At 58.8% G+C, this 22,828-nt stretch carries 16 protein-coding genes and 2 pseudogenes; 8 read left to right on the forward strand and 10 right to left on the reverse strand.

Features of this window, described 5'->3' with window-relative positions:
* Nucleotides 1-93 precede the first annotated feature (93 nt).
* Nucleotides 94-1,023, forward strand: a complete 930-nt coding sequence (locus tag P0D96_RS43305) for an AbiTii domain-containing protein (RefSeq protein WP_408320101.1) — start codon at nucleotides 94-96, stop codon at nucleotides 1,021-1,023.
* Between the two features lie 496 nt (nucleotides 1,024-1,519).
* Here the strand turns inward: P0D96_RS43305 and P0D96_RS43310 are convergent, their stop codons facing one another.
* The 3 genes and pseudogenes from P0D96_RS43310 to P0D96_RS43320 all read right to left on the reverse strand — a co-directional run.
* Nucleotides 1,520-2,092, reverse strand: coding sequence for a hypothetical protein (locus tag P0D96_RS43310; protein WP_408320103.1), 573 nt, complete (start codon nucleotides 2,090-2,092; stop codon nucleotides 1,520-1,522).
* 17 nt (nucleotides 2,093-2,109) lie between these two features.
* Nucleotides 2,110-2,658 (reverse strand): gamma-glutamylcyclotransferase family protein, encoded by a 549-nt coding sequence (locus P0D96_RS43315; RefSeq protein WP_408320105.1) that lies wholly within the window; start codon nucleotides 2,656-2,658, stop codon nucleotides 2,110-2,112.
* Nucleotides 2,659-2,871: 213 nt separating this feature from the next.
* Nucleotides 2,872-3,989, reverse strand: a pseudogene (locus P0D96_RS43320) (transposase); the annotation flags it as partial.
* An 864-nt stretch (nucleotides 3,990-4,853) separates the two neighbouring features.
* Here P0D96_RS43320 and P0D96_RS43325 point away from each other — a divergent pair.
* Entirely contained in the window at nucleotides 4,854-6,668 is a 1,815-nt protein-coding gene (locus P0D96_RS43325) for a hypothetical protein (protein ID WP_408320107.1), read from the forward strand.
* Nucleotides 6,669-6,918: 250 nt separating this feature from the next.
* On the opposite strand, the pseudogene P0D96_RS43330 reads toward P0D96_RS43325, so the two are convergent.
* A pseudogene (locus P0D96_RS43330) lies at nucleotides 6,919-7,068 on the reverse strand (IS30 family transposase); the annotation flags it as partial.
* Between the two features lie 1,475 nt (nucleotides 7,069-8,543).
* Between P0D96_RS43330 and P0D96_RS43335 the strand changes: the two are divergent.
* From P0D96_RS43335 to P0D96_RS43355, 5 genes are all read left to right on the forward strand, one after another.
* A complete protein-coding gene (locus tag P0D96_RS43335) occupies nucleotides 8,544-8,735 on the forward strand; it encodes a hypothetical protein (RefSeq protein WP_408320109.1) in 192 nt (63 codons plus the stop codon).
* A complete protein-coding gene (locus tag P0D96_RS43340; RefSeq protein ID WP_408320111.1) occupies nucleotides 8,732-10,318 on the forward strand; it encodes an Eco57I restriction-modification methylase domain-containing protein in 1,587 nt (528 codons plus the stop codon). The genes P0D96_RS43335 and P0D96_RS43340 overlap by 4 nt, the downstream gene beginning before the upstream one ends.
* The gene (locus P0D96_RS43345; protein WP_408320113.1) at nucleotides 10,315-11,241 is read left to right on the forward strand and encodes a XamI family restriction endonuclease; all 927 of its coding nucleotides are present in this window, start codon (nucleotides 10,315-10,317) and stop codon (nucleotides 11,239-11,241) included. Before P0D96_RS43340 ends, P0D96_RS43345 begins: the two co-directional genes overlap by 4 nt.
* Before the next feature lie 29 nt (nucleotides 11,242-11,270).
* Nucleotides 11,271-11,669, forward strand: coding sequence for a hypothetical protein (locus P0D96_RS43350; protein ID WP_408320115.1), 399 nt, complete (start codon nucleotides 11,271-11,273; stop codon nucleotides 11,667-11,669).
* A 510-nt stretch (nucleotides 11,670-12,179) separates the two neighbouring features.
* A complete protein-coding gene (locus tag P0D96_RS43355; RefSeq protein ID WP_408320117.1) occupies nucleotides 12,180-13,166 on the forward strand; it encodes a hypothetical protein in 987 nt (328 codons plus the stop codon).
* A gap of 208 nt (nucleotides 13,167-13,374) precedes the next feature.
* Here P0D96_RS43355 and P0D96_RS43360 read toward each other — a convergent pair whose 3' ends face one another.
* From P0D96_RS43360 to imuA, 6 genes are all read right to left on the reverse strand, one after another.
* On the reverse strand, nucleotides 13,375-14,010 hold the full coding sequence (locus P0D96_RS43360) for a HEPN domain-containing protein (RefSeq protein ID WP_408320119.1): 636 nt from the start codon (nucleotides 14,008-14,010) through the stop codon (nucleotides 13,375-13,377).
* 8 nt (nucleotides 14,011-14,018) lie between these two features.
* Nucleotides 14,019-15,062 carry a ParA family protein gene (locus P0D96_RS43365; protein WP_408320121.1) on the reverse strand — a complete coding sequence of 348 codons (1,044 nt, stop codon included), beginning with the start codon at nucleotides 15,060-15,062 and terminating at the stop codon, nucleotides 14,019-14,021.
* A 172-nt stretch (nucleotides 15,063-15,234) separates the two neighbouring features.
* Nucleotides 15,235-16,194 (reverse strand): SOS response-associated peptidase family protein, encoded by a 960-nt coding sequence (locus tag P0D96_RS43370; protein WP_408320122.1) that lies wholly within the window; start codon nucleotides 16,192-16,194, stop codon nucleotides 15,235-15,237.
* 46 nt (nucleotides 16,195-16,240) lie between these two features.
* The gene (locus P0D96_RS43375; RefSeq protein ID WP_408320124.1) at nucleotides 16,241-19,384 is read right to left on the reverse strand and encodes an error-prone DNA polymerase; all 3,144 of its coding nucleotides are present in this window, start codon (nucleotides 19,382-19,384) and stop codon (nucleotides 16,241-16,243) included.
* Between the two features lie 6 nt (nucleotides 19,385-19,390).
* The gene (locus P0D96_RS43380; RefSeq protein WP_408320126.1) at nucleotides 19,391-20,860 is read right to left on the reverse strand and encodes a Y-family DNA polymerase; all 1,470 of its coding nucleotides are present in this window, start codon (nucleotides 20,858-20,860) and stop codon (nucleotides 19,391-19,393) included.
* Entirely contained in the window at nucleotides 20,781-21,497 is a 717-nt protein-coding gene (gene imuA / locus P0D96_RS43385; RefSeq protein WP_408320128.1) for a translesion DNA synthesis-associated protein ImuA, read from the reverse strand. The genes P0D96_RS43380 and imuA overlap by 80 nt, the downstream gene beginning before the upstream one ends.
* Before the next feature lie 328 nt (nucleotides 21,498-21,825).
* Here imuA and P0D96_RS43390 point away from each other — a divergent pair, with 328 nt between their 5' ends.
* Nucleotides 21,826-22,602, forward strand: a complete 777-nt coding sequence (locus P0D96_RS43390) for a hypothetical protein (RefSeq protein ID WP_408320130.1) — start codon at nucleotides 21,826-21,828, stop codon at nucleotides 22,600-22,602.
* Nucleotides 22,603-22,828: the final 226 nt, after the last annotated feature.

Genomic DNA, 22,828 nt, shown 5'->3' on the forward strand with positions numbered 1-22,828 from the left:
CGGAGCAACGTCAACTTAACTGCCATCCGCAGAACCAACTGGCGCTGCTTTATCGCATGCGAGAATGGCGCAACGGAATAACGGGGGAGCGTGATGGCGTCACTTGTTCTGGAGTTGCAACAGGAAGCGTTAAATACCGGTAGCAGCGTAGCCAATCTGCTGCGGATGGCCTTTGTCGTCGCTCGAAAACTCGGCGTCTCTGACTTCGAGAAATGGGTCAGTGCCGAAATGAACGGCTACAAAGATGGCATGGACATACCTGACTATCGAATTCTTGCCGGTTCGGTCAAGGTCTTTAACCCTTACCACGGATGGCAACCGCTGAGATTTGGCGATCCGAAATGGGCTGACCGCTTGTCAAAGAGGCAGATACCCGACTCGATTGCGAAACTCGAAAACATGCTCAACGACAACACGTCCAAACCAGGCGAATTCATGGTGACGTTTGTTCCGGAGGTCGAAAAGGACTTGATGGACGCGATGTCGCCACCAAGGCTGCAACCAGCTACCGCAATCGGCAGCGCAGCAGTTCAAGCAATCGTCGATACGGTGCGTAACACGGTTCTGGACTGGTCACTGAAGCTGGAGGCCAGCGGGGTGTTAGGGGAGAACATGACGTTTTCGGAGGAGGAAAAGAGCCGTGCACCCGCGCCAGCCACGCCGGCATCGGTCGCGTATTACGCGCAGACCCAGACGGTCATTCACGGTATGCAGCAGTCGCAAATCCAGCAGGCAACCACCGACTCTACACAGACCTTTGTACAGGCGCCGCCCGATCTGGCTGCGGTCGCGGCACTTATGACCGAGCTGCGAGGGCAGTTGGCCTCGCTCAACCTATCGCCAGAGCTACGCGGGGAAATCGAGGCTGACATGCTGACGGTAGAGGCGCAGGCAAAGTCGCCAAAACCACGGTTCGCCATCATCCGGGAGACGATGCACAGCATGCGCTCAGTGCTCGAACAGGCAGCGGGAGGCGTCGTGGCGGCAGGATTGCTCGCCGAATTCACGCGTCTCCTTTCCTGACGATTTCTCCCGCGAAGGCCCGCGCTGGAAATCGTTCGGCAGCCAGTGGCGACATCCAATGCAGGGGGCTTTTATTGCTTTTGCCAACCCATGCGCGCATAAGCCGCTGCGCAATCGTCGATCTCGTGTTGAGCGATGATCGGGAATATCCCCGGTGTCGTCGCGTTGCACTGAGCGACTTGGCCCGTCTTGGGATCGCGAAAAACCGCAGGAGAAGCGCATCCGACGAGCATCAGCGTGACGAAAATGATTGATCGATTCATGTTTTCAAAGGGTCGTAGAGACAGTGGATGTCAGAAACTGCGCAGAGATTAGCAGCGGGAGCAGGCGGCACGGCAATCCGTCGGTTGAAATTTGGGGTAAGCCCGTAGGGAGAACATCGTGGGGAGCCGGTGCGCAACTGCGGAACAGCGGCCAGAGAGCCGGGGCTGTCCACACTCCAGTGCGGACAGCGCAGTTGTGCATGGGCGGGCGCGGGGGCCGCGTAGTTCGTGGGCTACATATCTGATTTCTGTGGGCTCTGGGCTCTCACAAGTTTGTCTGCATCCTTCGACATTATAAATATATTTCGCGTATCAAGGTTTAAAGGGCCGCTTGTGGAGGTGTAATGCTGGTATTCAATAGAAGAGCCATCTTTTCTATGCCAAACTTTCTTCCATAACTTTCCCCCATTAACTTCCTTGGGCCATTCTGTTTCGTTCGGGGCGCCATACCGATGTCCAATTTTAGACACGATAGTGTCATCCATTGTTGCGCTTAAAACAACGTCAGCTGGTGGGTTAAAAAATACACTTACGAGCAGCAGCTTATCGCCTAGAAACTGAACCGTTGTGTGAGTTTTTAAATTTAGATAGGTCGCGACTTCACTTTGGCACCAACGCCCCGGGTTTCCGTTGGGCGCATCAGCGCACACAAACCCTTCATTTTCGTGCTGGTGAGAAAATGTTTTCTCAGATGCACCAAATTTTGTGCCCTTATATGAAATATCGTTAATCTCTGCTGCTTTTGATGATGCGAGTACAAAGAAAATGCCTGCACTAAAAAAAATCATTCGCGATATTTTGTTCATATAATCCCCAATTTATTTCATGTTTGTCTTTTGGTTTTGTGGCTGTACTCATGCATTCGTTGGATGAGCATTTCTCTATTTTTAACCCGATTAGGGTCCGGGTCATCTTTCGACGGGATTGACTCGATATAATCAATATATTCCGCAGGTAGGGCGTGAAACCGTGCGCCGACCAAAACCATTTTCTTATACCAGTGATAAGGAGCAACGCTGGTATCGACATGGCTGGACTGGGTGCTGTAGAGATATGCCATATAGGTTTCTTCACGCAATACGAATTGATTGTGGTGTTCGCTGTACCCTTGGCCGCGACCCTCTAATTCGTCAAGACGCTGCTTCTCATCAGAGTCAAACTCGTATAAGACGCCGTATACCTTGTGATGCTCTTTTTGCTCCGAGTGGAGATGAAGGTGGCATTTTCCTGAGCCGTCGTTACTACGCTTGTGAAAAGTCAGCTGACAGCCGAGCAATTCCACGACGCCCAGCTCTCGAGCGGAAGGAACGCGCTCAATAAGCCTCAGCGGATGGAGGTTGGAACCGTATGCGACGTAGTGAACTCTGGGCACGACTTGTCCTCCGTTTTGCCGACAAGAGTGCCCGTAACGATACACCCAGAGGTGATGATTGAGGTCGCCGCTAAGCTTGTTCCTTTGCCGAGCGTGTGCTTTTCACGAAGAAGGGAGGGGCGGCGGTGTGGTGCAATTATCGCCCCACGATGGACGTGCTCGATACCCGTCTACGGCTTACCGTGCTTTAAATTCCGGATTCTGAAGCCACCTCGAGTGCAGCACCAGAGGACGTCCTGCCAGGCCCTCGGCCAGACTGGCACGCCGCATCAGCAACGCGGCCAGTTCCGCCGATTCGGCTTCATGCACTTCGTGAGCAACAATCTTGCGGCTGAACACGTCCAGCATCATGTACCAGTAGTAGTACTGGCCCTTGACCGCCGCCGGCATCCACGTGATGTCCCACGACCAGACCTGGTTCGGTGCCGTCGCACAATGACTGGTAACCACCCGGGCCGAGGGCTTGCGCGCACGGCCCCGGTGGTGCTGCTGCGAAGCGCTGCGCAGCACGCGGTAAAAGCTCGATTCCGACGCGACATACACGCCGCGATCCGCCAGACTCGGCACGATCTGGCTGGGTGGCAGGCTGGCAAACTCCGCACAGTTTGCGACCTCCAGAATCTGCTGCCGTTCGGCCTCACTCAGTTTGTTTCGCGGTGGCGGCCGCCCGGTCGTCGTGCGGCCATCGGCGAGCACCGCGTCGCCGCTACCCACCCAGCGCTGGAACGTGCGCAGGCTCAGGCCCAACTCGTTGCAGGCCTGCTCCAGCCGGCAGCCTGACTGCGCCGCCTCGCGTATCAACGATACACATAACAGGCGATCCGGGACGTTGATCAATCGTCCTCTTTGTCTCCCCAGATCGCCTGGACTTTTTTTCTCAGAATCAGCAGCGCAGCCGCTTCCGCCAGCGCCTTCTCCTTGCGCTGCAATTCCTTCTCGAGCTGCTGGATACGCTTTTTGTCGTCCTTCGACTGCTGGCGCTGCGCGCGTGCCTGCTCCGTGGCATTCGCATTGGCCGAACGGCAAGCGGCCCGCCAGGCGGCTATCTGTTCTGGATAAAGACCCTTTCGACGGCAATACTCGGCCAGCTCCGCTGCATTGAGCGGCGCGGTCTCCAGCACTACTGCAAACTTGTCCTCCGAAGACCATCCTTCAGGACTCTTTCCATCGCCAGGCACGACCAACCCATGTCCTTTCGCCTGTCGGCGCCACGTATACAACGTCTGTTCGGTAATTCCCGTTTCCCTGGCTAGCGCCGACACCAGCGCGTTTTCCGGCGGCATCATGCGCCGCACCAGCGCTTCTTTTCTTTCTGCTGAGTAGGCTTTCATTCACCCTGATTTTACCGCCCCCGGACCATGTCTATAGGAATCAGATAACACGACAAGTAGTCTGACGCCGGGGGCTAGGTGTAGCGGCCCGATAACATAAATCGCTCCGTTAACCGTTTCAGGTGCAGCAGGCAGCCGATAGTGGCGCTTTCAGTGCCGCGACAAAACGTAGTGATATTCACGACGTTCGACGATCCTGAAGCGTTTCCCGGTCGCTACACCCGTCATTCTTCATGATGTCGATAACCTGCACACCAGCGTAGTGACCAGCGTACAGGACGCGAACCGCTTCACCGTGCCCGATGCCTTGCGCGCGTTCTGCGGCAGTTGGCGCTACTTCATACAGGTATTCAGCCGCCTATTTACCCGCCACGTCCGCCAAAACGTTGGACTGGTCGCGCTGCTGGATAGACTAGAGAAAGGCGCGTTGTGTCAACCAGTCGAACGAACGCGCCGCGGTAATTTTGTTTTTCTCATCTGCTCCATGGGTGCCAAATCTCTCGCGGCCGTCCATGAGGGGCCCAGGACGCTTACGGAGCGCGCGTACCTTGGGGCAACCGATGCTGCGCGTACAGCTCCTAAAGCTGATGACCTGCGCCGCCGAACCTTTGTCGGTCGTGGAGCGAGACCACTATGGGCGTGCATTCGTGGGTAGCGGCAATCTGCTTCGCTGCGCTAGCCGGGTGCGGGGGCGGAGTCAGTAGTGGAGGCGAAGGCAGTAGCGGCGTCGGAAACGGGCCCGGAGTGGTGCTGACGCAAACCGTCGACGCCGCAAAGGGTGCATCAATTGTTGTTGACGCACCGGGCAACCCGCTGAATGGCACGGTCGTAAACATTCCCCCAAACGCTCTTGGAACGAGCGGCATGGACACTATTTCGATCGGGTACAGCGATACACTTCCTGGCCCGCTCAATCCCGCCGCTGTTGCTACCGGGGCCAAAGTCGTATCCAAGGTCATCCGGCTCACCCACACGTCCACTGCAGAATTCGCTGCTTCGGTTACGGTAAGGGTTCCCTATAACACAGCAACGGTCGGCCCGAACGAAGTACCGGTTGTCCTCTATTGGAACGAGAGCATCAAACAATATGATGCGGTTAGAGTCATTTCGTTTGATAGAACTGCGGGCATGATCACCTTCCGTACACACCACTTTACAGATTTCATCGTTGGGTATGTCAACGGACTCTTTGCTGCCATGTCTGGCACAGCTTCTATATCTGGCACTCTTCCAATTCCAGGCCCCATTGACTCGATCGACACCAAGTTCCGTCCAAATGTAGACGGGTTCGCTGTAGAGAATTTTTCCACACCAAATGGGGTAGCAGGTGGTGGTGCGTGCTACGGCTTGACCGCTTTTGCCAAATGGAATTTTGCAAAAAATAATCCAGCGCTCTTTACGAACTATTTTGGATCTACATACCCATTGATCGTGAACCCCTTGGTCGCGAACCCACTGGAGATGGATCTCGCACGCGAACTAATTTATGCAACGCTCGATAAAACACAGAACGAAAATGGAAGCGTAATTGTAGATGCATATAATGCTATGGTGCCATTGTCCGGATATGATGCATGGACGGCGCAGAAATTAGTCAGCTACATGGTATTCACACAGTTGCCGCAAATGTTGGACATTTTTACGGGTCTAGATTTTTCTAAATATCCAACTAGTATCGGGGATGGACACTCGGTGTTAGTTTATTCATGGAAACAAAATCAAGGATTCATGATTTACGATCCAAATTTACCCGGAACATCACAAAACATAAAATTTAATTGGCCCAAATTTTCATCATATGGCTCTGCTGGAATTACTTTTAGACTATTTGCAACTGATGCCCCTGCAAGTTTCTATTCCGACGGAGATTTGGCCAAGCTCTACGCTGCAGCACCGAGCGGATCAGAACACCAATTTTCCGGAAAAATCTCTATTCTTCCTGATAAGAATCCGAGCCAGGCATTGCCAGCCGGGACTTATTCAATTGATCCGACGACCGGGACGACTATCTATGGAACTATCAATGCCAATCCATCGAGTTCCGAGCCGCTCTATGCATATTTTTACCTGGATGACTCTCTCGTTGGCTCTGGGGAACTAGTGGCGGCTGATGGAAGCTTTAACAAGAAAATAACTTCGCTCCTTCCAGGAAAGACAAGTCAAGAGTTATTGATTATTGTTGCAGCACAGTCAGATCCTGGTACTTCTGCAACAAATCAAAGTGGAATCAGTAGCGACTACGTTGGCACTGCCCGCGCGACTCTTGTTGCTGGTAGCAAGGCGATGATTACGATCACCAGTGCTTCATGCACATATATCGGCACCGTCCCGAACTTCCCCAAGATTCCGTTGTACCGTGTCGATCTTGCGGGCGACGCCGTCGGCCCGGAAGGCGTCGAGTTGCAGGCGTCATCCAATCCGAATAACGGGGCGCAAGCTACCGACAGTGTCAAGTGCTCGGCGTGGACGTCCACTAGTATCCCTCTCTCGTCTGATCCGGCGGTGCCTCGTGAACAGATCTGCCTGCACGCAGCTGGGCAACCCGACACCACTAGTTGGACAAGTAGCAACCGAGTCGAGGGGGGCCTTGCACTCACTGGTTACGCGGCATTATTTAAGCAAAATCCGGGGTATGTTGGGGTGGCTTTCGCCGATAGTCCACCGCTTGCCTGTCATTAGATGTGCGTGCGCGCTTTATCGGGCGAAGTCGACCTTCGAACGTCCGCATGAAAGTACGGGGCACCGACGTAGTTGGCCGCGCGCAGCCTTTCGCAACCGGCCCTACCCTCCGCCTGGTCCAACAAATTTGCGTCACAAATCCGGCAAGTCCAAAGTCCAACGAATTCGGTTCCGCGTCATCTGGCGCGTGACCGAATTCGTTGGCAAGTCTTTTGATTAGTAATGGCGTCCGATCCAGCGAATTCCGTCTTCCTTCAGTTAGCGCTCGCATACCCTGCACCGATGAATGGTTTCGATCGAACATCTGGGCAATCTGTTGCAGCGACTCGCCTTTGCGCCAGCGCTCCCACATTACCGCTTTCTGGCTTTCCGTGTAGTAGATCCGCCGTCTCTGTTTCATTTCAATACCTCCGCTGCTCAGGCAGCCTAGGGTATTGCGTCGACCGGTTGAATCCAAGGGCGAAAAGGGACGCCCCTTGAATCCTAGCCGCCGTCCCCCGGCGTGCTCCCGGCGTGCCGCTGTAGCGTTCTCGCCTAATGTGGTCCCTGACGGATGTTATCGGGCTGTTATCAAATAACGTGGGCCCGTTCTCATGTAATGTGGTCCCAGGCGCGCCGATATTCTCAACCAATGTGGTCCCGAAACCGCCGATGTAATCGGTCCCGGCGATTTATGTTATCGGGCCGCTACAGCTAGGCGTTTGGCGCGACGTTTGCCGTACCCGTGCAAACCGAGACACCATGGTCTGCACCAAAGATCCCGATCACGCGAAGGGAAAGGTCACGAGCGCGAGGACCGTTGCATACGAGGTGCCGTCAAGATTCGGATTTTTTCGTACGCTAGTGGCAAATCCGTCAGACTGGCGTCTAGAAGATCGACGAAACAACGTCATGGAATGACGAAAGCGACCCTAATCTGACGCGTTCTGAACATTGATCTGACGTCGGGTTGAGGTACACCTCAATCCGACGTTCCTAGTGGCTCGAAGCTGTAGGAGGCTTAGGAAGGCAGGTTGCTGTGACTGTCGCGCTGGTTACTGGGCCAGTCCATTTGCACGAGAAACCGTTAAATCCTGGCTCAAGGCTGAAATTTTGAATGCTGTAGCCGAACCCACTGGTAATGGTGCAGGTTCCGCCGATCACTGTTGTTCCCTCTGGGCAGGAGGGTGACTCCCATATCTGGTTGTTAGAACTAGGGCGAGGGCCGGCCTGATGCCCCTGCCCAGCGACCGAGGGGCCGGGGTAAGCAGTCTTTTGGGGATTCGGTTTCCATAACTCGATCACAAATGTGACTGTCTGCTTACCGACCTCCTCCGCAATTCCTGCGATAAGTGGTCCGATGATTTGGATCTGCGCTGAAGCTAGCGACACGAGCAAGGTGACCGATGTTCCAACGGCAATAAGGGAGAGCCACTTCGTGCTGGGTCTCATCGCATTTCTCTGGCCTAGCCTGGAGCACTTAAGAATAGGCGACGATCTGCATTTCACCGGCCCTTGTGCCTTCTCATCCAGACAAATCGCCACTGCGTGTCCTTAACGTACGAAAAAATCCGAATCTTGACGGCACCCCCATACGATTGTGCGTTGGATGCAGAGGAATCGACCCGTGAAAAGCCTCCGTCGCTCGCGGTCGAGGATGGAGTTCCAAGATCACGCGCGACCGGAATTCCGGCTGAGCATCCCGAGGGGAAAGTCGTAGCGGTTAGCGGATACCTTTTTCGAGCGAGGCTACATGGCATCCGGCGTTCACGCGGCCTACAGCCATAACCCATGCGGTAAATTGAGCGGCATCTGTTGCAGACAGTCGCGCTGCCTCGGCCTTCGCATTCCACAAGCTCAGCTATACTGTCGACTAGTCGACAAAACCTACCGGCCATGGACGCGACCCAAAAACCCAAAGCAGTCCGCAGATACGCCAAGTCTGACGACAATACGCAGATTGTCGGATTCCGCATGACTCCCGAGCTGGCGCATGAAGTGAAGCTCGAAGCCACCAGTCGAGGAATGACGCTGAAGGCCCTTTTCGCCGAGATGTGGGAAAACCACAAGCGACGCCTTCAGTCATGAACAGTATAAAAACGGAAAACGACCTGATTGCTGTCGCCGCAGCACTGGTCGGGCCTTCGGCTGCGCTCTCTTCCGGCGAAAAAACGTTGAAAAAGAAGGTTGCCCGGCGAACCGTTGAAGCGGCATTCCTTGCCGGTATCCGAAAGGACATTCTCGCCGGAAACGACCCGCTCGGCGACGCCTTTGCCACTATTCGCACGCCCGAAGACCGCCGCGCCGACGGCGCGACCTACACGCCGGCCATTATCATCCGTTCGATGATGAGCTGGGCGGCGGCGGAGACAAAGCCAGCACAGGTGCTCGATCCAGGGGCGGGGAGCGGACGATTCCTTCTTGCCGCAGCGGAAGCCTTCAAGAAAGCCAAGCTCATCGGGATCGAACTCGACCCGCTGGCGGCTTTGATGCTGCGCGCCAATATCGCCGTTCGCGGCCTCGAAAAGCGCACGACGATCATAGTCGACGACTACCGGAAGGCGAAGCCTGCGACGGCGAAGGGCGCGACGCTGTTCATCGGCAATCCGCCTTATGTGCGCCATCACAACATCGGCAACGACTGGAAGGACTGGTTCGCGGCTGCTGCTGCTGAATACGGCGTAAAGGCGAGCAAGCTGGCCGGCCTGCATATCCATTTCTTCGTCCGCACGCTGCAACTGGCGAAGGATGGCGATGTCGGTGCTTTTATTACGTCATCCGAATGGCTGGACGTGAATTACGGCGCGACACTCCGCCAGCTGCTATCCAGAAAACTGGGCGGGGTAGGGCTGCATATGCTCAATCCAAAAGCGATGCCGTTTTCCGATGCGACCACCACGGGGACGATCACCTGTTTCAAGGTTGGCCAACGGCCCGATACCCTCAAGGTGCGCGAAGTCACGACGCCTGAAAGCCTGAACTGCCTGTCCGCCGGCACTGCCGTCCCATGGGACGTGGTGGCGAAGTCGAACCGCTGGTCGACGATCATCCGACCGGGCGCGGCCGTTCCATCCGGCTATGTCGAGCTTGGCGAGCTGTGTCGGGTTCATCGCGGCCAGGTGACGGGCGGCAACAGCGTCTGGATCGCCGGTCGCCATGTGAATGAACTGCCGGAATCGGTCCTGAAAGCCACGGTCACCAAGGCGAGGGATCTGCTCGACGCCGGAGACGTTCTCGCGGACGGAGCAGGACTGAAACGCGTTATCGATCTTCCGGCGGATCTCGATGAGCTTGACGCGGACCATCTGAAGGCCGTGCAACACTTCCTCAAATGGGCCAAGCAAAACGGCGCGGATCAGTCCTATATCGCGCGGCACCGTCGCGCCTGGTGGGCGGTCGGACTCAAAGACCCGGCTCCAATCGTCTGCACGTACATGGCGCGTCGGGCACCGGCCTTTGTCCGCAATCTGTGCGGCGCGCGGCATATCAATATCGCGCACGGTCTGTATCCCCGCCAGCCGCTGGGCCATGACGCCCTGGATCACCTCGCCGCGTGGTTGAGGCAGAATGTCGGTGTTGAAAGCGGCCGGACCTATGCCGGCGGCCTGACGAAGTTCGAACCCAAAGAAGTCGAACGCATCCTCATTCCAAAAGAACAATTCCTTACATGAGCGCAATTGCACCGCCACGCTGGACCGACCAGGAACTTGTCGCAGGGGTAAACGAAGCAAAGACCAGATTCCGCAAGGAACGCCTTGATGAACCGCTGGAACAGTGGAAAGCCGTCTTCGATGAAAACAAGGCGCAATTCCAGCGGCTGTTCGATCACTACGGGATCGCAAATCCGGCGTCGCTGACGGCGGCGCAGATCGGGGATCTTTTCCGGGAAAAACTCGACGGGGCCCTGCGCTACCTCGCCGGCCCGCCTATTTCCGAAGATGACTTGAAGGTCATCGCGGACGTATCGAGCCTGAATGCCACGCGCATCGCGGAAAATGCTGACGCGGCTGTCAAAGTGCTACAGACGATCGTCCAGGCACTCGACCCTGAGCGATTTCCGTGGGTTACCGCGGGCCGCCAGCCGACCGAGGCTGAAAAGCACGCCGCGATTCTGGCGTCCGCTGCCCTCATTACCGTGCAGCGTGTGTCGACGAAAAGACGTCATACGGGCAAGTCCGAACAGGAAGCGGCGGTCAAACGCTATCTCGTCGACGAGCTGGGCTTCCGCGAGGTTAAAACCCGCGAGATCCGCACGCTGGCCGATGCCCCGGCCGCCGGCGAGTTCTGCGCGGAATGCTTCGTCGGAAGCCGCAAGGCCGATGTCCCGGTTCGCCTGTTCGACGGCCGGTTGATGCCGGTTGAGTGCAAGGTATCGAACAGCTCGACCAACAGCGTGAAGCGGGTGAATAACGATGCACAGGTCAAAGCCGGGATCTGGACACGGGAATTCGGCACCAACCAGGTTGTGCCTGCGTCGGTTCTGACAGGGGTTTTCAAGGTGCATAACCTGCAGCAGGCGCAAACCGGCGGCCTCACGATCTTCTGGGCGCACGAGCTGGCCGAGATGGGAAAATTCATCAAATCCACACGCTAACCCGCTTCCTGGGGAGCCTTCAGGATTACGTGGACTACCAAAAGCGGACTGGTGTTACGTTTGGCAACGTGGACGCCTATGCCAGAAGGCATCAGCGCATTGCGCCGATCATCGGTACGTCGATCAGGATATCGCTTCAGGAAACCGGTGCTGGTAGTGTTCGGAGTTCAGCTCTGCTCAAATTGGTTGAAGGTGCATCGCTGAACCTGAACATCTTGCGAGACATGCTTCCATCACTCGGATCGTATGCCTGGCTATTTAGTGAAATAGCAGACGCGCCGGGCTACCAGTTGACTACGGTCTCTGACGGAATCGAGGTTGCACTCTCCATTGCCGGAGAGCATTCTTCTTCGTCGGTGATCGAAATCGAAGGCAAGTTGCGAGGCACCGCGGCCCGCGTCGTGGTGGCCTTGTCGTACGGAGCATGACTGGCGGGCGATCGGTATTGATATTGAATAGGTTGCTCCTGCCGCGACCCGAGGGTAAAAAGAAGATCGCTTGACACGAGCGATCCAAACGGCAGACTGGAGTTCGGTTTCCCTTCAATAATGATGGTGCGATATGGGGTGCCGTCAAGATTCGGACTTTTTCGTACGCTAGGCGTCTAGGCGGGAGTTTCGAATGTCGCGGATCGACGCAACTCGGCCGGTCTGCAGATCGCAGTCCGGGAGTCGGATTCCGAGGTACATCGGTCACTCGTCAGGGATATCATCGCTGATTGGTGGTCTTTGCCGACGTCAACGTGATTGCGCGGACATGACCTCGAACGAACGTCAACCGGCCACTTGATTTAAATCGGCGGCAAGCTTCCCTTGTCAGCATCGACGATTGGCCACTGCACACCCTTCTTAACCCACAGAGAGCGCTTTCGACCTGCGCGTTCTATCTATACTTGCGAATGCGCGACACAAGTCGCTTACGTTGAGGGCACTCTCCCGATGGACATCCGACTTGCCAACTTTGGTCCGAAAAATTATCTCTGGCCGGAATGTCGGGACGCGGCTGCGATAGCCATGATTGAGGATACGGATCTGTGGCCTCTTCGGGTAAATGAGGATCGGGACGGCTACGTGGCGCTAGCCGTCGCGACCAAGAAATCGGTGACGGGCAAAGCTCTTACAAAGAATGCGGCCGGTCGTTGGTACAACCTGCCCGATATCTTCAGCCACTCTGATGGCGACATCTGGCTGCACCGCGAGAAAGACGAACTGTGGTGGACGATCTCGAAACCGGATCCTTCTTCGACAACACTGGAGAAGTCGCGCGCTCCTGGCCAGGAGGGAACGATGATCTATGTGATGCGTAAGCCAGTCGAGCCTTGGTCAAACACGAACCGAAAAAGTGCGCGTCTGTTATGGAGCGCGATACATCCTGTCGCCCAGGATTTCCTGTGGAACCGGGGAACGACGGTACGCCTCAGGCCAGAGAACGTGGCCTACGCACATGCCCTTATCAATGGCGACGATCTATCCCCTTGGCATTCGCAATCTAACTGGAAAAAAGCGGTCGAGAATTCCCGGAAAGGACTGCCCTCGGTAGAGGACGTGGTGGGTCGTGCGGCGCTGACGATGGTGTACACGGCCACGCATACGAGTGCTAATTCGAATGGGCAGGAAGTGACGCGCACGATAAAAAATAAAGAGGTGAAATTCGCGAACGATTCCATCTTCGCAGACTACGTCAAGGAACTGATCCTCGCTCAGGAAGAAGCTTGCGCAATCACTGGACTACCATTGCAATACCCAGATGCAGCGGATGATCCAGAGATGATCTGTTCACTGGACCGGATCGATAGCGACGGCCATTACGAAGCAGGTAATCTGCAGGTGGTTTGCCGCTTCGTCAACCGCTGGAAAAGCGACAGAAATGACGACGAGTTCCGTCGCCTGATAGGACTGCTTCAAGGCAGCACGCGCGCTGTCTGATCGTTTGCAGAGAGAATCGGTGATCCGGGCGTCAGCGCAGGAGACTCGGCGGCCGACTCTTCATGGCCGGTTGCTGTCTCACGCGATGGGGATGCGTAGCTCGAAATCCGTGAGCAGACAATCGTCTGCACCCGACCCGAAGCTGTCTCTCACTTTCCCGCCATGAGTGACTGCAACGCAGCGATGTGCCGACGATCGCCCCTAATGTCTAAGCATGGACACACGCGTCAATCGACCTCACGAGCTTTTCGATGAAGCCCGAAACGACGGTTAGATCCCCTTGGGAAATGGGCCAAGGCGAGATTGGCAACGCCTTGGGCTGCAAGTCTCCCTCGTGGGCGATCTTGTTTCTCCGGTCGACTATCGTCGTCAATTGACGCTTGATCTGCTTAGCTTGGGTCGCTTTGTTCTGCTGGGTGGCCCCTTGGTGCAACGCGATGTCATTCCAAAGTTCAGCCGGAGAACACATCCGGATGCCATCGGCTATCTTGTCTGGATACTGGTAGCTCAAGAATCCGAGTTGCCGGCGGATCTCCAAATCAAATGCGGCGCTGCCCTCACTTGGCGTACCCGCTTGCCGAATGCGATCGACAGTTTCCGATGTCAACATGAATGCGTTGTATGCCGTAGTCTTCGGCAGCAATCTGTCGAAGACTGCTAGCATCCTCTGGGCGACCAATTCATGCACGTAAAGATCCAGGGCACTTACGCGAGCCACCCACTCAGAACGCAGCAGTTCGTCTGGCCTCAGTGCGCCAACCGAATTCGCTGCAAGGTAAGCTTGCATGGCCGATAAATGCGAACATCGGTCCCAAACGGCCTCAAAGTGATTCAGCGGGGTCATTCAGACGCTCACGCGACGATTGCGATCAGCTTGTCAGCGCACTCGCTGAATTTCGCCTCGAAGATCGCCATGTCAGCCTTCGTCTGGATCCAAACGGCTCCCTTCTGTCCATCGAGCTGGGCCGCCGTCAATTCGTACACCGGCACCTGATGGTCTTGGGAACGTGCAATGAGACTGTTGAAATCTGCAACTTCGAGTAGCCATTGCCAAGGCTGAAAACCGCTCTTTTCCTTAAAGGCCGTGGCATCGAGCATGCCTGCGCCCTCCAGAGCCGGCACGAGTGTGTTCTTGACGCCTTCTTCCAACTTGTCGATCCAGTTTTGGAACGCTTTAGAAGCCTTTCCCAGTCGAGGACGGTATTTCTGCACGATGCCGCCTGCGAATTGCACGTGTGGTTCCGGGAACGGGTAGTCAGCGTTCAGTAGAACGTCGATTGACCGAGCCATCTTGGCCCACGCTTGCCACCGCGGGAGCGCCTTTGCAAGGGAACTGAGTGCCATTGATGAGAAATAGTCGGGATGCAGCGGGACAACAAAAAAGTCCGATGTAGTCAGGATATTTTGGTTTAGCGGCCCTAGACTTGGGCTCATATCTACTAGGACAAGATCGGCATTTAGCTTCTCGGCAGTCGCATCGAGCAAGAACCGAATAGCGCCCGGAAGATTTCGCAATGGCAGCAACGAACCACTTAATTCCTGGGCGACACCGAGCGTCGTCTCGTATTCAGAAATCGCAATGTGGCCAGGCAGCAAGAACAGATTAGCATTGCCCTGCACCTCGATACATTCGCAGGCCTGGATGGCGCGCGGCTGCGCTTCAAATGCTGGCGCCAAGCCATCCTTCACATTGTTCGGTGGGTTTGCAGCATAAATGCCTTCGAGATCATCGACACCCTTGAACCCCATAACCATCCCGGTCAGATTGCACTGAGGGTCAAAATCCACAAGCAATACACGTTTGCCTTTTTTCGCCAACATCCAGCCGAGGTTAAATGCCGTGGTGGTCTTGCTGACGCCGCCTTTGTGGTTGAACAAGCAAACGATTTTGTGCATAGAAACCTCGGAATTCGAACGCGATGCAGTGTATGGGTATTTTGATGATCCCAGCGGGATCTATGCTTCTTCGCACGCGTTGAAGTACCAATGCGCTTTCGGCCACGAAGAAGCGCATATTACAACGCTCATGGTGCTCATGGTCGTCTGCAGGATTGGCGATCCGACCAGCTCAAGCTGCCATTCGATGTTCGTAGTAGGGGCGATGGCGGTCGTCGAGGATCGCGTACTGCGCCGCGAGGTTGTTGGGGTCCGGGCAAAGCCACGCGTCAATATGCTCCGTTTTGATGGGGATGATGCATCGATCATGGCCCGCAGCGGCAATCTCGGGTGGTGGCTCATCCGTGATGGCAGCGAACGACAGAAGGTCCGGCTCACCAGGGGCCTGCCAGTGCGACCACAGGCAGGCGACGAGCATGTCCTGAGCGGGCTGCGGCTTGAACTCCAGGACCACGTTTTCCTCCAGTTCGCCTTCAGCGAGCTCGCGCCCTTCAAGGCGATGTCGTTTCACGTTTTCATAGAACGCATTCGCGACGATAAGTCCGTGCGAATACCCAAAAACTCCCTTCCAGAAGCCTTCAAGGTTGTCCAGCCTGGAATTGTATAGTCCGGGATATTTCTTGTCGTAGAACGCAGGCTTGCCAGCCGGGCGACAGTGATATCGCATAGGTTTGATGACACGCTTGCCGTCTTCCATGATCATCACCGGAGCATAGTTACCGGGGAAAATTCGCGAATCGCGGTCTTTCAGTTCGGTGCGACGGAGATCGTCGAGCCCGCGCAGCGCCGACTCGATCTTGCTGGTTGCGATCCGTTTGCTTTCGGTGGCCGCTTTCGTCGTTTTGCCTTGAAGTGTGCGTTCCGCGTCGGCGAGCCGCGCGCGCTGCTTGAACAGTTCCTGCTCCAGCCTGGTTGCCTGCTCGCCGTTGAACCGGTCGATCGCTTCCCTGATCCGGCGTTCGTCGTCCGTCGCGGGAACCGAGAACGCGGCGTCCATCGCCTTCGGAATCTTGATGTTGCTGCCCTCGGCGCGTTCCCAGTACAGCTGTGCGAACTCCCGGATGCTCATGTGCGCGCCAAACATCCTGACGTACTTGCGGTAGTCCGCCTGGATCTGGGCTGAATAGCACATGGTGGCTCTCCTTGAAGGAAGGTGCGCCAATATGGTACGCCGGTTCCTAATGGAAGTTTCGCGTCGACGTGACGAGCGAGCCGAGCAGCGGGGACACGTCGACCAGCCGGTGCGCGACGAGGTGGCGCACTTCGCCCTCACGCTGCCAGACGCCGTACACGGCAAGCAGTGACGAGCCGAGCGCTTCGCGTCGCTGCTTTTCCAGTAGGGACGGCCAGATGATGACGTTGACCTGGCCGGTCTCATCCTCCAGCGTGACGAACATCACACCCTTGGCCGTGCCCGGCCGCTGCCGGACCGTCACGATGCCGCAGGCACGCGCGAGCTGCCCGTTCCGGAATCCGGCCAGCGTCGACGCCGGCAGCAGGCGCTGGGCGAGCAGGCGAGGGCGCAGCAGTTCCAGCGGATGCCGGCCGAGCGTCAGGCCGAGCGCCCGGTAATCGCTGGCGATCTGCTGGCCTTCCGTCATCGGCGCGAGGACCGGCGTCGCGTCGTCATCAGTCGCGCCGCGCAGCAGATCCCGGTCAGGTACCGCAGCCACCGCATGCCACAGAGCTGCACGCCGGTCGCCGGCAAGTGAGCGCAATGCGTCGGCTGCCGCGAGCGCCTGCAGATCCTTGCGATCGAGTTGCGCGCGTCGTGCCAGATCGGAGACATCGGCAAAGGGTCGCACAGCCCGCGCGAGCTCAATGCGCGCGGCGGCTTCCTCCTTCAGGCCACGTACCAGCGACATGCCGAGGCGGACCGGCGCGCGAGTCGATCTGCCCTCGACTGCCGAGTCCCAGTTGCTGAGCGTCACGTCGACGGGCAGCACCTTCACGCCGTGGCGCTTCGCATCCTGCACGAGCTGCGACGGCGAATAGAAACCCATTGGCTGGCTGTTGAGCATGGCCACCAGGAACGCGACCGGTTCATGGTGCTTCAGCCATGCACTCGCATAGACCAGCAGCGCGAAGCTCGCCGCGTGACTCTCCGGAAAGCCGTACTCGCCGAAGCCCTGGATCTGCGCAAAGATGGCCTCGGCGAACTCGCGGTCGTAACCGCGCTCGAGCATCCCGTTCACGATGCGGTCGTAGTAGGCGTCGAGTCCACCCTTGCGACGCCATGCGGCCATCGCGCGCCGCAACTGGTCAGCCTCGCCGGCAGTGAATCCTGCCGCGAGCATCGCGACCTGCATCACCTGCTCCTGAAAGATCGGCACGCCTAGCGTGCGCGAGAGCGCCTGCTCCATCTGCGGGCTCGGATAGGTGACGGGCTCCAGTCCCTGTCGCCGACGCAGGTAGGGATGCACCATGCCGCCCTGCACCGGGCCCGGACGCACGATTGCCACTTCGATCACGAGATCGTAAAAGCAGCGCGGCTGCAGGCGGGGCAGCATGCTCATCTGCGCGCGCGATTCGATCTGGAATACGCCGACGGTATCGGCGCGGCAGATCATCCCGTAGGTGCCGGGATCTTCAGCCGGAATGTCCTGCAGCTCGAACGGCTCGCCGCGTTTTTCTGAAATGATGTCAAGTGCGCGACGGATGGCTGACAGCATGCCGAGTGCGAGTACGTCGATCTTCAGCAGGCCAAGTGCCTCGATATCGTCCTTGTCCCACTGGATGATCGAGCGGTCGGCCATCGCAGCGTTCTCGATCGGCACCAGCCTCGACAGCTTGCCGCGGCTGATGACGAAGCCACCACTATGCTGCGACAGATGTCGTGGAAAGCCCACCAGCAGCGCCGCGAAATTCGCCCACTGCACGATCAGCGGCGCTTCAGGGTCGAGACCGGCCTCGGCGAAGCGGTTCAGCAGATCGCGACTCGAATCGAACCATTGATATGCCTTTGCCACGCGATCAACGATTGCCGGATCCACGCCGAGTGCCTTGCCCGATTCGCGCAGCGCGCTGCGTGGGCGGTACGTCGTCACGGCGGCAGTCAGTGCTGCGCGATCGCGCCCGTACTTGCGATAGATGTACTGCACGACTTCCTCGCGGCGCTGATGCTCGAAGTCGACGTCGATGTCAGGCGGCTCACCTCGCTCTTTCGAGATGAACCGCTCGAACAGCATCGACGAGCGCGCAGGATCCACCTCGGTCACGCCAAGAGCAAAGCACACGGCCGAGTTGGCCGCCGAGCCGCGCCCCTGGCAGAGGATGCCTTCGCTGCGCGCGAACCGGACGATGTCGTAGACCGTCAGAAAGTACCGCTCGTAGCGCAGATCCCCGATCAGCGCGAGCTCGTGTTCGATCTGCTGCTGTACCTGATGCGGGATGCCCGCTGGCCAGCGGCGATGTGCGCCGATGTAGGTCTCCTGTCTCAGGTAGCTTGTCGGCGTATGGCCGGCCGGCACCAGTTCGTCCGGATACTCATAGCGCAGCTCGTCGAGTGAAAACGTGCACAGGCGAGCGATTCGCAGCGTCTCCTCGAGCGTGCGCTGCGAATACAGGTTGGCGAGCCGCAGACGCGATCGCAGGTGCTGCTCAGCGTTGGGCGCGAGATCATAGCCGCATCCGGCGACCGGTCTGCCGACCCGGATCGCCGTCAGCACGTCCTGCAGCGGTTTGCGCGAACGCACGTGCATGACGGGCGCGCCGGTCGCGACGACGGGAACGCCGTGACGCGCAGCGACGTGTTCGACGGTGCCGCGGTGAATATCGTCCATTGCACGCGCGTGCAATGTCAGTGCGACCCATGCGCGATCGCCGAAGGTCTGGACGAACCACTCGACCTGCGTATCCAGTCTGTCTTCATCGGCGGGGTAGTCCGGTGACAGGATCGCGACGCAGTCCGGCAGTCCCCGCAGGTGTCCGAAAGGCTTCTCCGGGTGCGCGAGATCCAGCGGCGCGAGCCGGTAACTGCCCTTGTGGGCGCGCATGCGGCCGAGCGTGATCAGCTCGGAGAGGTTGCCATAGCCTTCGCGCGTCATCGCCAGTGCGGTGAATGACAGGGCCGGCGAGCCGTCGGCGTTGGTCAGGTGGAAGTGCGACCCGACGATGAAGGGCAGCCCGGCCTTCTTCGCCTCGACGTGCGCGCGCACGACGCCGGCAAGCGAGCATTCGTCCGTCACGGCCAGCGCGGCATAGCCGAGCTGTGCGGCGCGAGCGGCGAGATCCTCGGCGTGCGATGCGCCGTGCAGAAAGGAAAAGTTGGACGCGCACTGCAGCTCCGCATAGTCGGGCAGTGCGCCGTAGGTCGGCGCCATGGGCGATCACCCGAACAGGCCATGCAGGAACCAGCGCGGCTCGCGTTCCTCGACGGCGCTTACGCGCTCCCGGAAGACCCAGTAGTGCACCGCGTCTTCGGACTCCGCGACAAAATAGTCTCGCGTCACCGGGTGCCCATCCTGCCAGCCGACCTCGATGCGTTCGCCCGGCGAGACCATGCGCAGCGGCGTGCCGTAGAACGGGCGGTGGCCGCGCATGATGAGCGGCACCGGGTTGTCCAGAAGCCAGGTGGGTCGCGGAAGATCTGGCGGCGGCAACATGGGCCTGACGGTCTCGCCGATGGGAAGCCAGCGTGCGGCGACTTCCGGGCGGTGGTCGGCAACCGGAGCCGCCTTGAGCACGTTCTGCGCGCCGAGCCGGGCGACGAGCAGTTCCATGAGGCGCGCATGATCCTGTGGCGAACCGCCAGGCTCAGGAAACAGTGATTCGCTGGGTGCGTCCGCTTCGCGCACGTCCTTCGCGTCGAGGCGAACGGCGATGACCGGCGCGGCCAGCTCGACGCGGCCCAGCCGTTCTTTCAGAAGACGCACGAGGTGGTCCTCGCGTGACGTCGGTTCGCCAAGCGCGATTTCGATTGCCGTCGGCGGCACCGCCGCGCGGCCGCGTTCATGCTCGAGCTCAAGTACAAACCGCGCGATCGCCAGCTGTCGCGCCGACAGCCAGCCGGTCATCTGCAGGATCAGCCGCCGCGCCGCGAACAGCACGGCTTCCGCATGCTCGATCCGGTCGGGCAGCTCGAGCCGCGCGCTGAAGGTGGGGGGCAACTCCAGCCATTCGTACACTTCGGGCGCCGCGCCCGTCGCGCGATCGAGCGCATCCAGCAGGGCCGTGCCGCAGCGCTTCTTGAGGCCGGCACGGGGGAGTCGCCGGATGTCGTCGACCGTTTCGCATCCCAGTCCGTCGAACCATTCGGCGTAGGGGCGCGCAGGCGGCAGGGCAGGTAACGGCACGCGACGCAGCGTACGGTCGACGGAGCGCAACGTGAGCGCGATGCCAGCCGATGACCGGGCGAAGAGCCACGCGGCCTGCCCCGTCGGCGCAACGGCAAGTGTCGCGGTCACGCCGAACGCGGTCACCGTTTCACCCGCCCGCCGGCGCAGTGGCCGGATGCCGCCGAAGAGGCGCAGGCTTGCCGAGACGTCGGCCAGCACGACCGCTTCCTCCGCCAGCACCACGTGGGGGGTGAACTGCAGCAGGGCGAACGCCACGCCACGAACAAGCTCCGCTTCACGGGTGAGATCACGTTCCCGGATGACCGCGTCGGGAACGAGCGTCAACACGCCACCGCGGCGCATGCCGGGCACGATCCCGGCCGAGTGCGCCGCGCGGTCGAGCGCGACAACGCGATCCTTCTCCAGCACGACAAACCCGGCCTCATGGCGTGGCGTCGACCAGCGCGGGAGAAACGACTCGAGGGCGAGGTGCGGCAGATGTACGCCGATCCAGAGTTGCATATCGGCTCAACAGGGCAGGTGAAGGTACGAGAGGAACGAAAACGGGTTCGTCGCGCTGCGGTCCGCGGCGTTTGACGAACGTCACTTTAATACCGCCCCTGGCGGCTCGCAGCGCAAGCCGCAGCGGTGCCGGCGACGTCGCCTGGGCGGCCGCGAGCGGGCGAAACAGGAACAGCAGCGTGTCCGAGGTCTGCGCGGCAAGATGCAGGCGCCGGAGCGCCTCCTGCCGCACTTCGGCCTGCCAGAAGAGCAGGGCGCCGCAGGTGCCGGCACGCAGGATCTGCTCGGCGGCCCACAGCGCATCGGCCGTGCGTGGTGCGCGCAGCACGCAAACCTGTGCTGCGGGAATGCCCAGCCACGCCAGTCCGGCGGGTTGGAGCCGATGCGGCGGCTGCAGCAGGAGCAAGGGGCGGGATCCGACGGTCGCCAGTGCGGGCTGCAGCAGACGCAGTTCACCGCAGCCAGGCTGCGGTGCGAGCAGTTCGGTGAGCGCGCCCGCAGGCCAGCCGTCGCCCGGCAGCTCGGCGGTTAGCGCGGCGTGGCCGCACGACACCACCCGATCGAAGCCGGCGGCTAGCTGCGAAGCGCGCCATAAGGCGGGGTGGATGTCTTCGGGGTGACGCGGCAGGGCGCTCATGGGGCTTGAATACTGTATGGATATACAGTGTCTAGTGTAGCGCTTATCTCGGAAAAATGTAAAAGGGGATGGTCCGGGGGCCACGGCCGGTTGCCGGCGAGTCGTTCCTAGCAGGTGCAAGACCACCTTTCGCGACCAGCTCGGCGGCCGTGGCTGCCGCATGTAGGGATGCCAACGTGAACGCTGGTGCCGCGAACCGCTGGCTTCACTTCGGTGGTGAGCGCAACAACAACAGGTGCGGTCATTTTTTACAAAGAAAACTCTTTATCCGAATTGCGCAGCAGTTTGCCTAAACTGTGTCTACCGTTGCAGAACACAGGAGCGCAGCATGGCAACCAAGACCCTCAAGACCCTCAAGACGGTCCCCAAGATCTCCGTCAAGATTTGGCGGCCCAGCATCGTCAGGCTCGATGCAAAGATAGAGACAGCATGCCTTCGGCGCGATGCCTACCTGGCCAAGGTCCTCGAAGTCGAGCTGGACTGGCTCGACAACGAAGTCTCCATCCCGAACTCGCAGGCGAGCTACGACTACGTTTTCGACCGCCTTGACCGGCTCGATCGCAAGCTCGTCAGCCTGGCGTTGCCGTCGGAGCTGACGGCGCGACTCAACGAAATTTGCAGTCGGAAACGCATCGTGCGCGATGCCTTCTTCAACCGGATCTTCCTGCTGCTAGCGTTTGAGCCACAAGTTGTCGACGCGCTGCTCTTCGGCAAGGTCGGCGATGGATGGCGCACCGAAGTCTGGAGCGAGAACAAGCATGATGGCCCGTTCTTCCAGAACGGTTTCTATCCGCTGGAGCCCCAGATTGATCCGTTCTGGGCGATCCGCAACGGGCTGGAGCTGTACGCCAACGAAGCAGAACTCGAGGACTACGTCGAACCTACCAGCGGCAAGAGCATTCGGGTCGTGCGCGACTTCACAGGTGCAGTCGCACCGGCGGACAGCCTGTACACGACTGTCTTCGAACAGAAGCTGCGCGACAACAACGACCTGCTCGGCCTGAGTTGCTACATGCCTGATTGGCGCATTCCCGGCCACGGAGCGGAACAGGAACGTCGCGCGAAGCTCGACGAGTTGTTCGCAGGATTGGAGGCGCTGCCATGAACACCAGGCATGCCGAAATTCGAGCGCAGCAATGCTGCATCCCGCCGATGGTCGATCAGCTGCTCGACCTGTACGGGCGGGAAGAGCACGACGGGCACGGCGCCGTCGTCGTCTACCTCAACAAGGACAGTATCCGAAAGCATGGAGCGCGACCTGGGCCGTCGCCCGGTGTCACGGCTTGCCGAATGGTTCGATGCCTACACGGTCAAAAGCACGGACGGCCATA

This window comes from Paraburkholderia sp. RL17-347-BIC-D, from assembly GCF_046027915.1.
In the GTDB taxonomy this organism is placed as follows: domain Bacteria; phylum Pseudomonadota; class Gammaproteobacteria; order Burkholderiales; family Burkholderiaceae; genus Paraburkholderia.

Coding starts and splice junctions, on each gene's coding strand:
- P0D96_RS43305 (WP_408320101.1), top strand. CDS start 94: ATGGCGTCACTTGTTCTGGAGTTGCAACAGGAAGCGTTAAATACCGGT.
- P0D96_RS43310 (WP_408320103.1), bottom strand. CDS start 2,092: ATGAACAAAATATCGCGAATGATTTTTTTTAGTGCAGGCATTTTCTTT.
- P0D96_RS43325 (WP_408320107.1), top strand. CDS start 4,854: ATGGACACTATTTCGATCGGGTACAGCGATACACTTCCTGGCCCGCTC.
- P0D96_RS43335 (WP_408320109.1), top strand. CDS start 8,544: ATGGACGCGACCCAAAAACCCAAAGCAGTCCGCAGATACGCCAAGTCT.
- P0D96_RS43340 (WP_408320111.1), top strand. CDS start 8,732: ATGAACAGTATAAAAACGGAAAACGACCTGATTGCTGTCGCCGCAGCA.
- P0D96_RS43345 (WP_408320113.1), top strand. CDS start 10,315: ATGAGCGCAATTGCACCGCCACGCTGGACCGACCAGGAACTTGTCGCA.
- P0D96_RS43355 (WP_408320117.1), top strand. CDS start 12,180: ATGGACATCCGACTTGCCAACTTTGGTCCGAAAAATTATCTCTGGCCG.
- P0D96_RS43360 (WP_408320119.1), bottom strand. CDS start 14,010: ATGACCCCGCTGAATCACTTTGAGGCCGTTTGGGACCGATGTTCGCAT.
- P0D96_RS43365 (WP_408320121.1), bottom strand. CDS start 15,062: ATGCACAAAATCGTTTGCTTGTTCAACCACAAAGGCGGCGTCAGCAAG.
- P0D96_RS43370 (WP_408320122.1), bottom strand. CDS start 16,194: ATGTGCTATTCAGCCCAGATCCAGGCGGACTACCGCAAGTACGTCAGG.
- P0D96_RS43375 (WP_408320124.1), bottom strand. CDS start 19,384: ATGGCGCCGACCTACGGCGCACTGCCCGACTATGCGGAGCTGCAGTGC.
- P0D96_RS43380 (WP_408320126.1), bottom strand. CDS start 20,860: ATGCAACTCTGGATCGGCGTACATCTGCCGCACCTCGCCCTCGAGTCG.
- imuA (WP_408320128.1), bottom strand. CDS start 21,497: ATGAGCGCCCTGCCGCGTCACCCCGAAGACATCCACCCCGCCTTATGG.
- P0D96_RS43390 (WP_408320130.1), top strand. CDS start 21,826: ATGGCAACCAAGACCCTCAAGACCCTCAAGACGGTCCCCAAGATCTCC.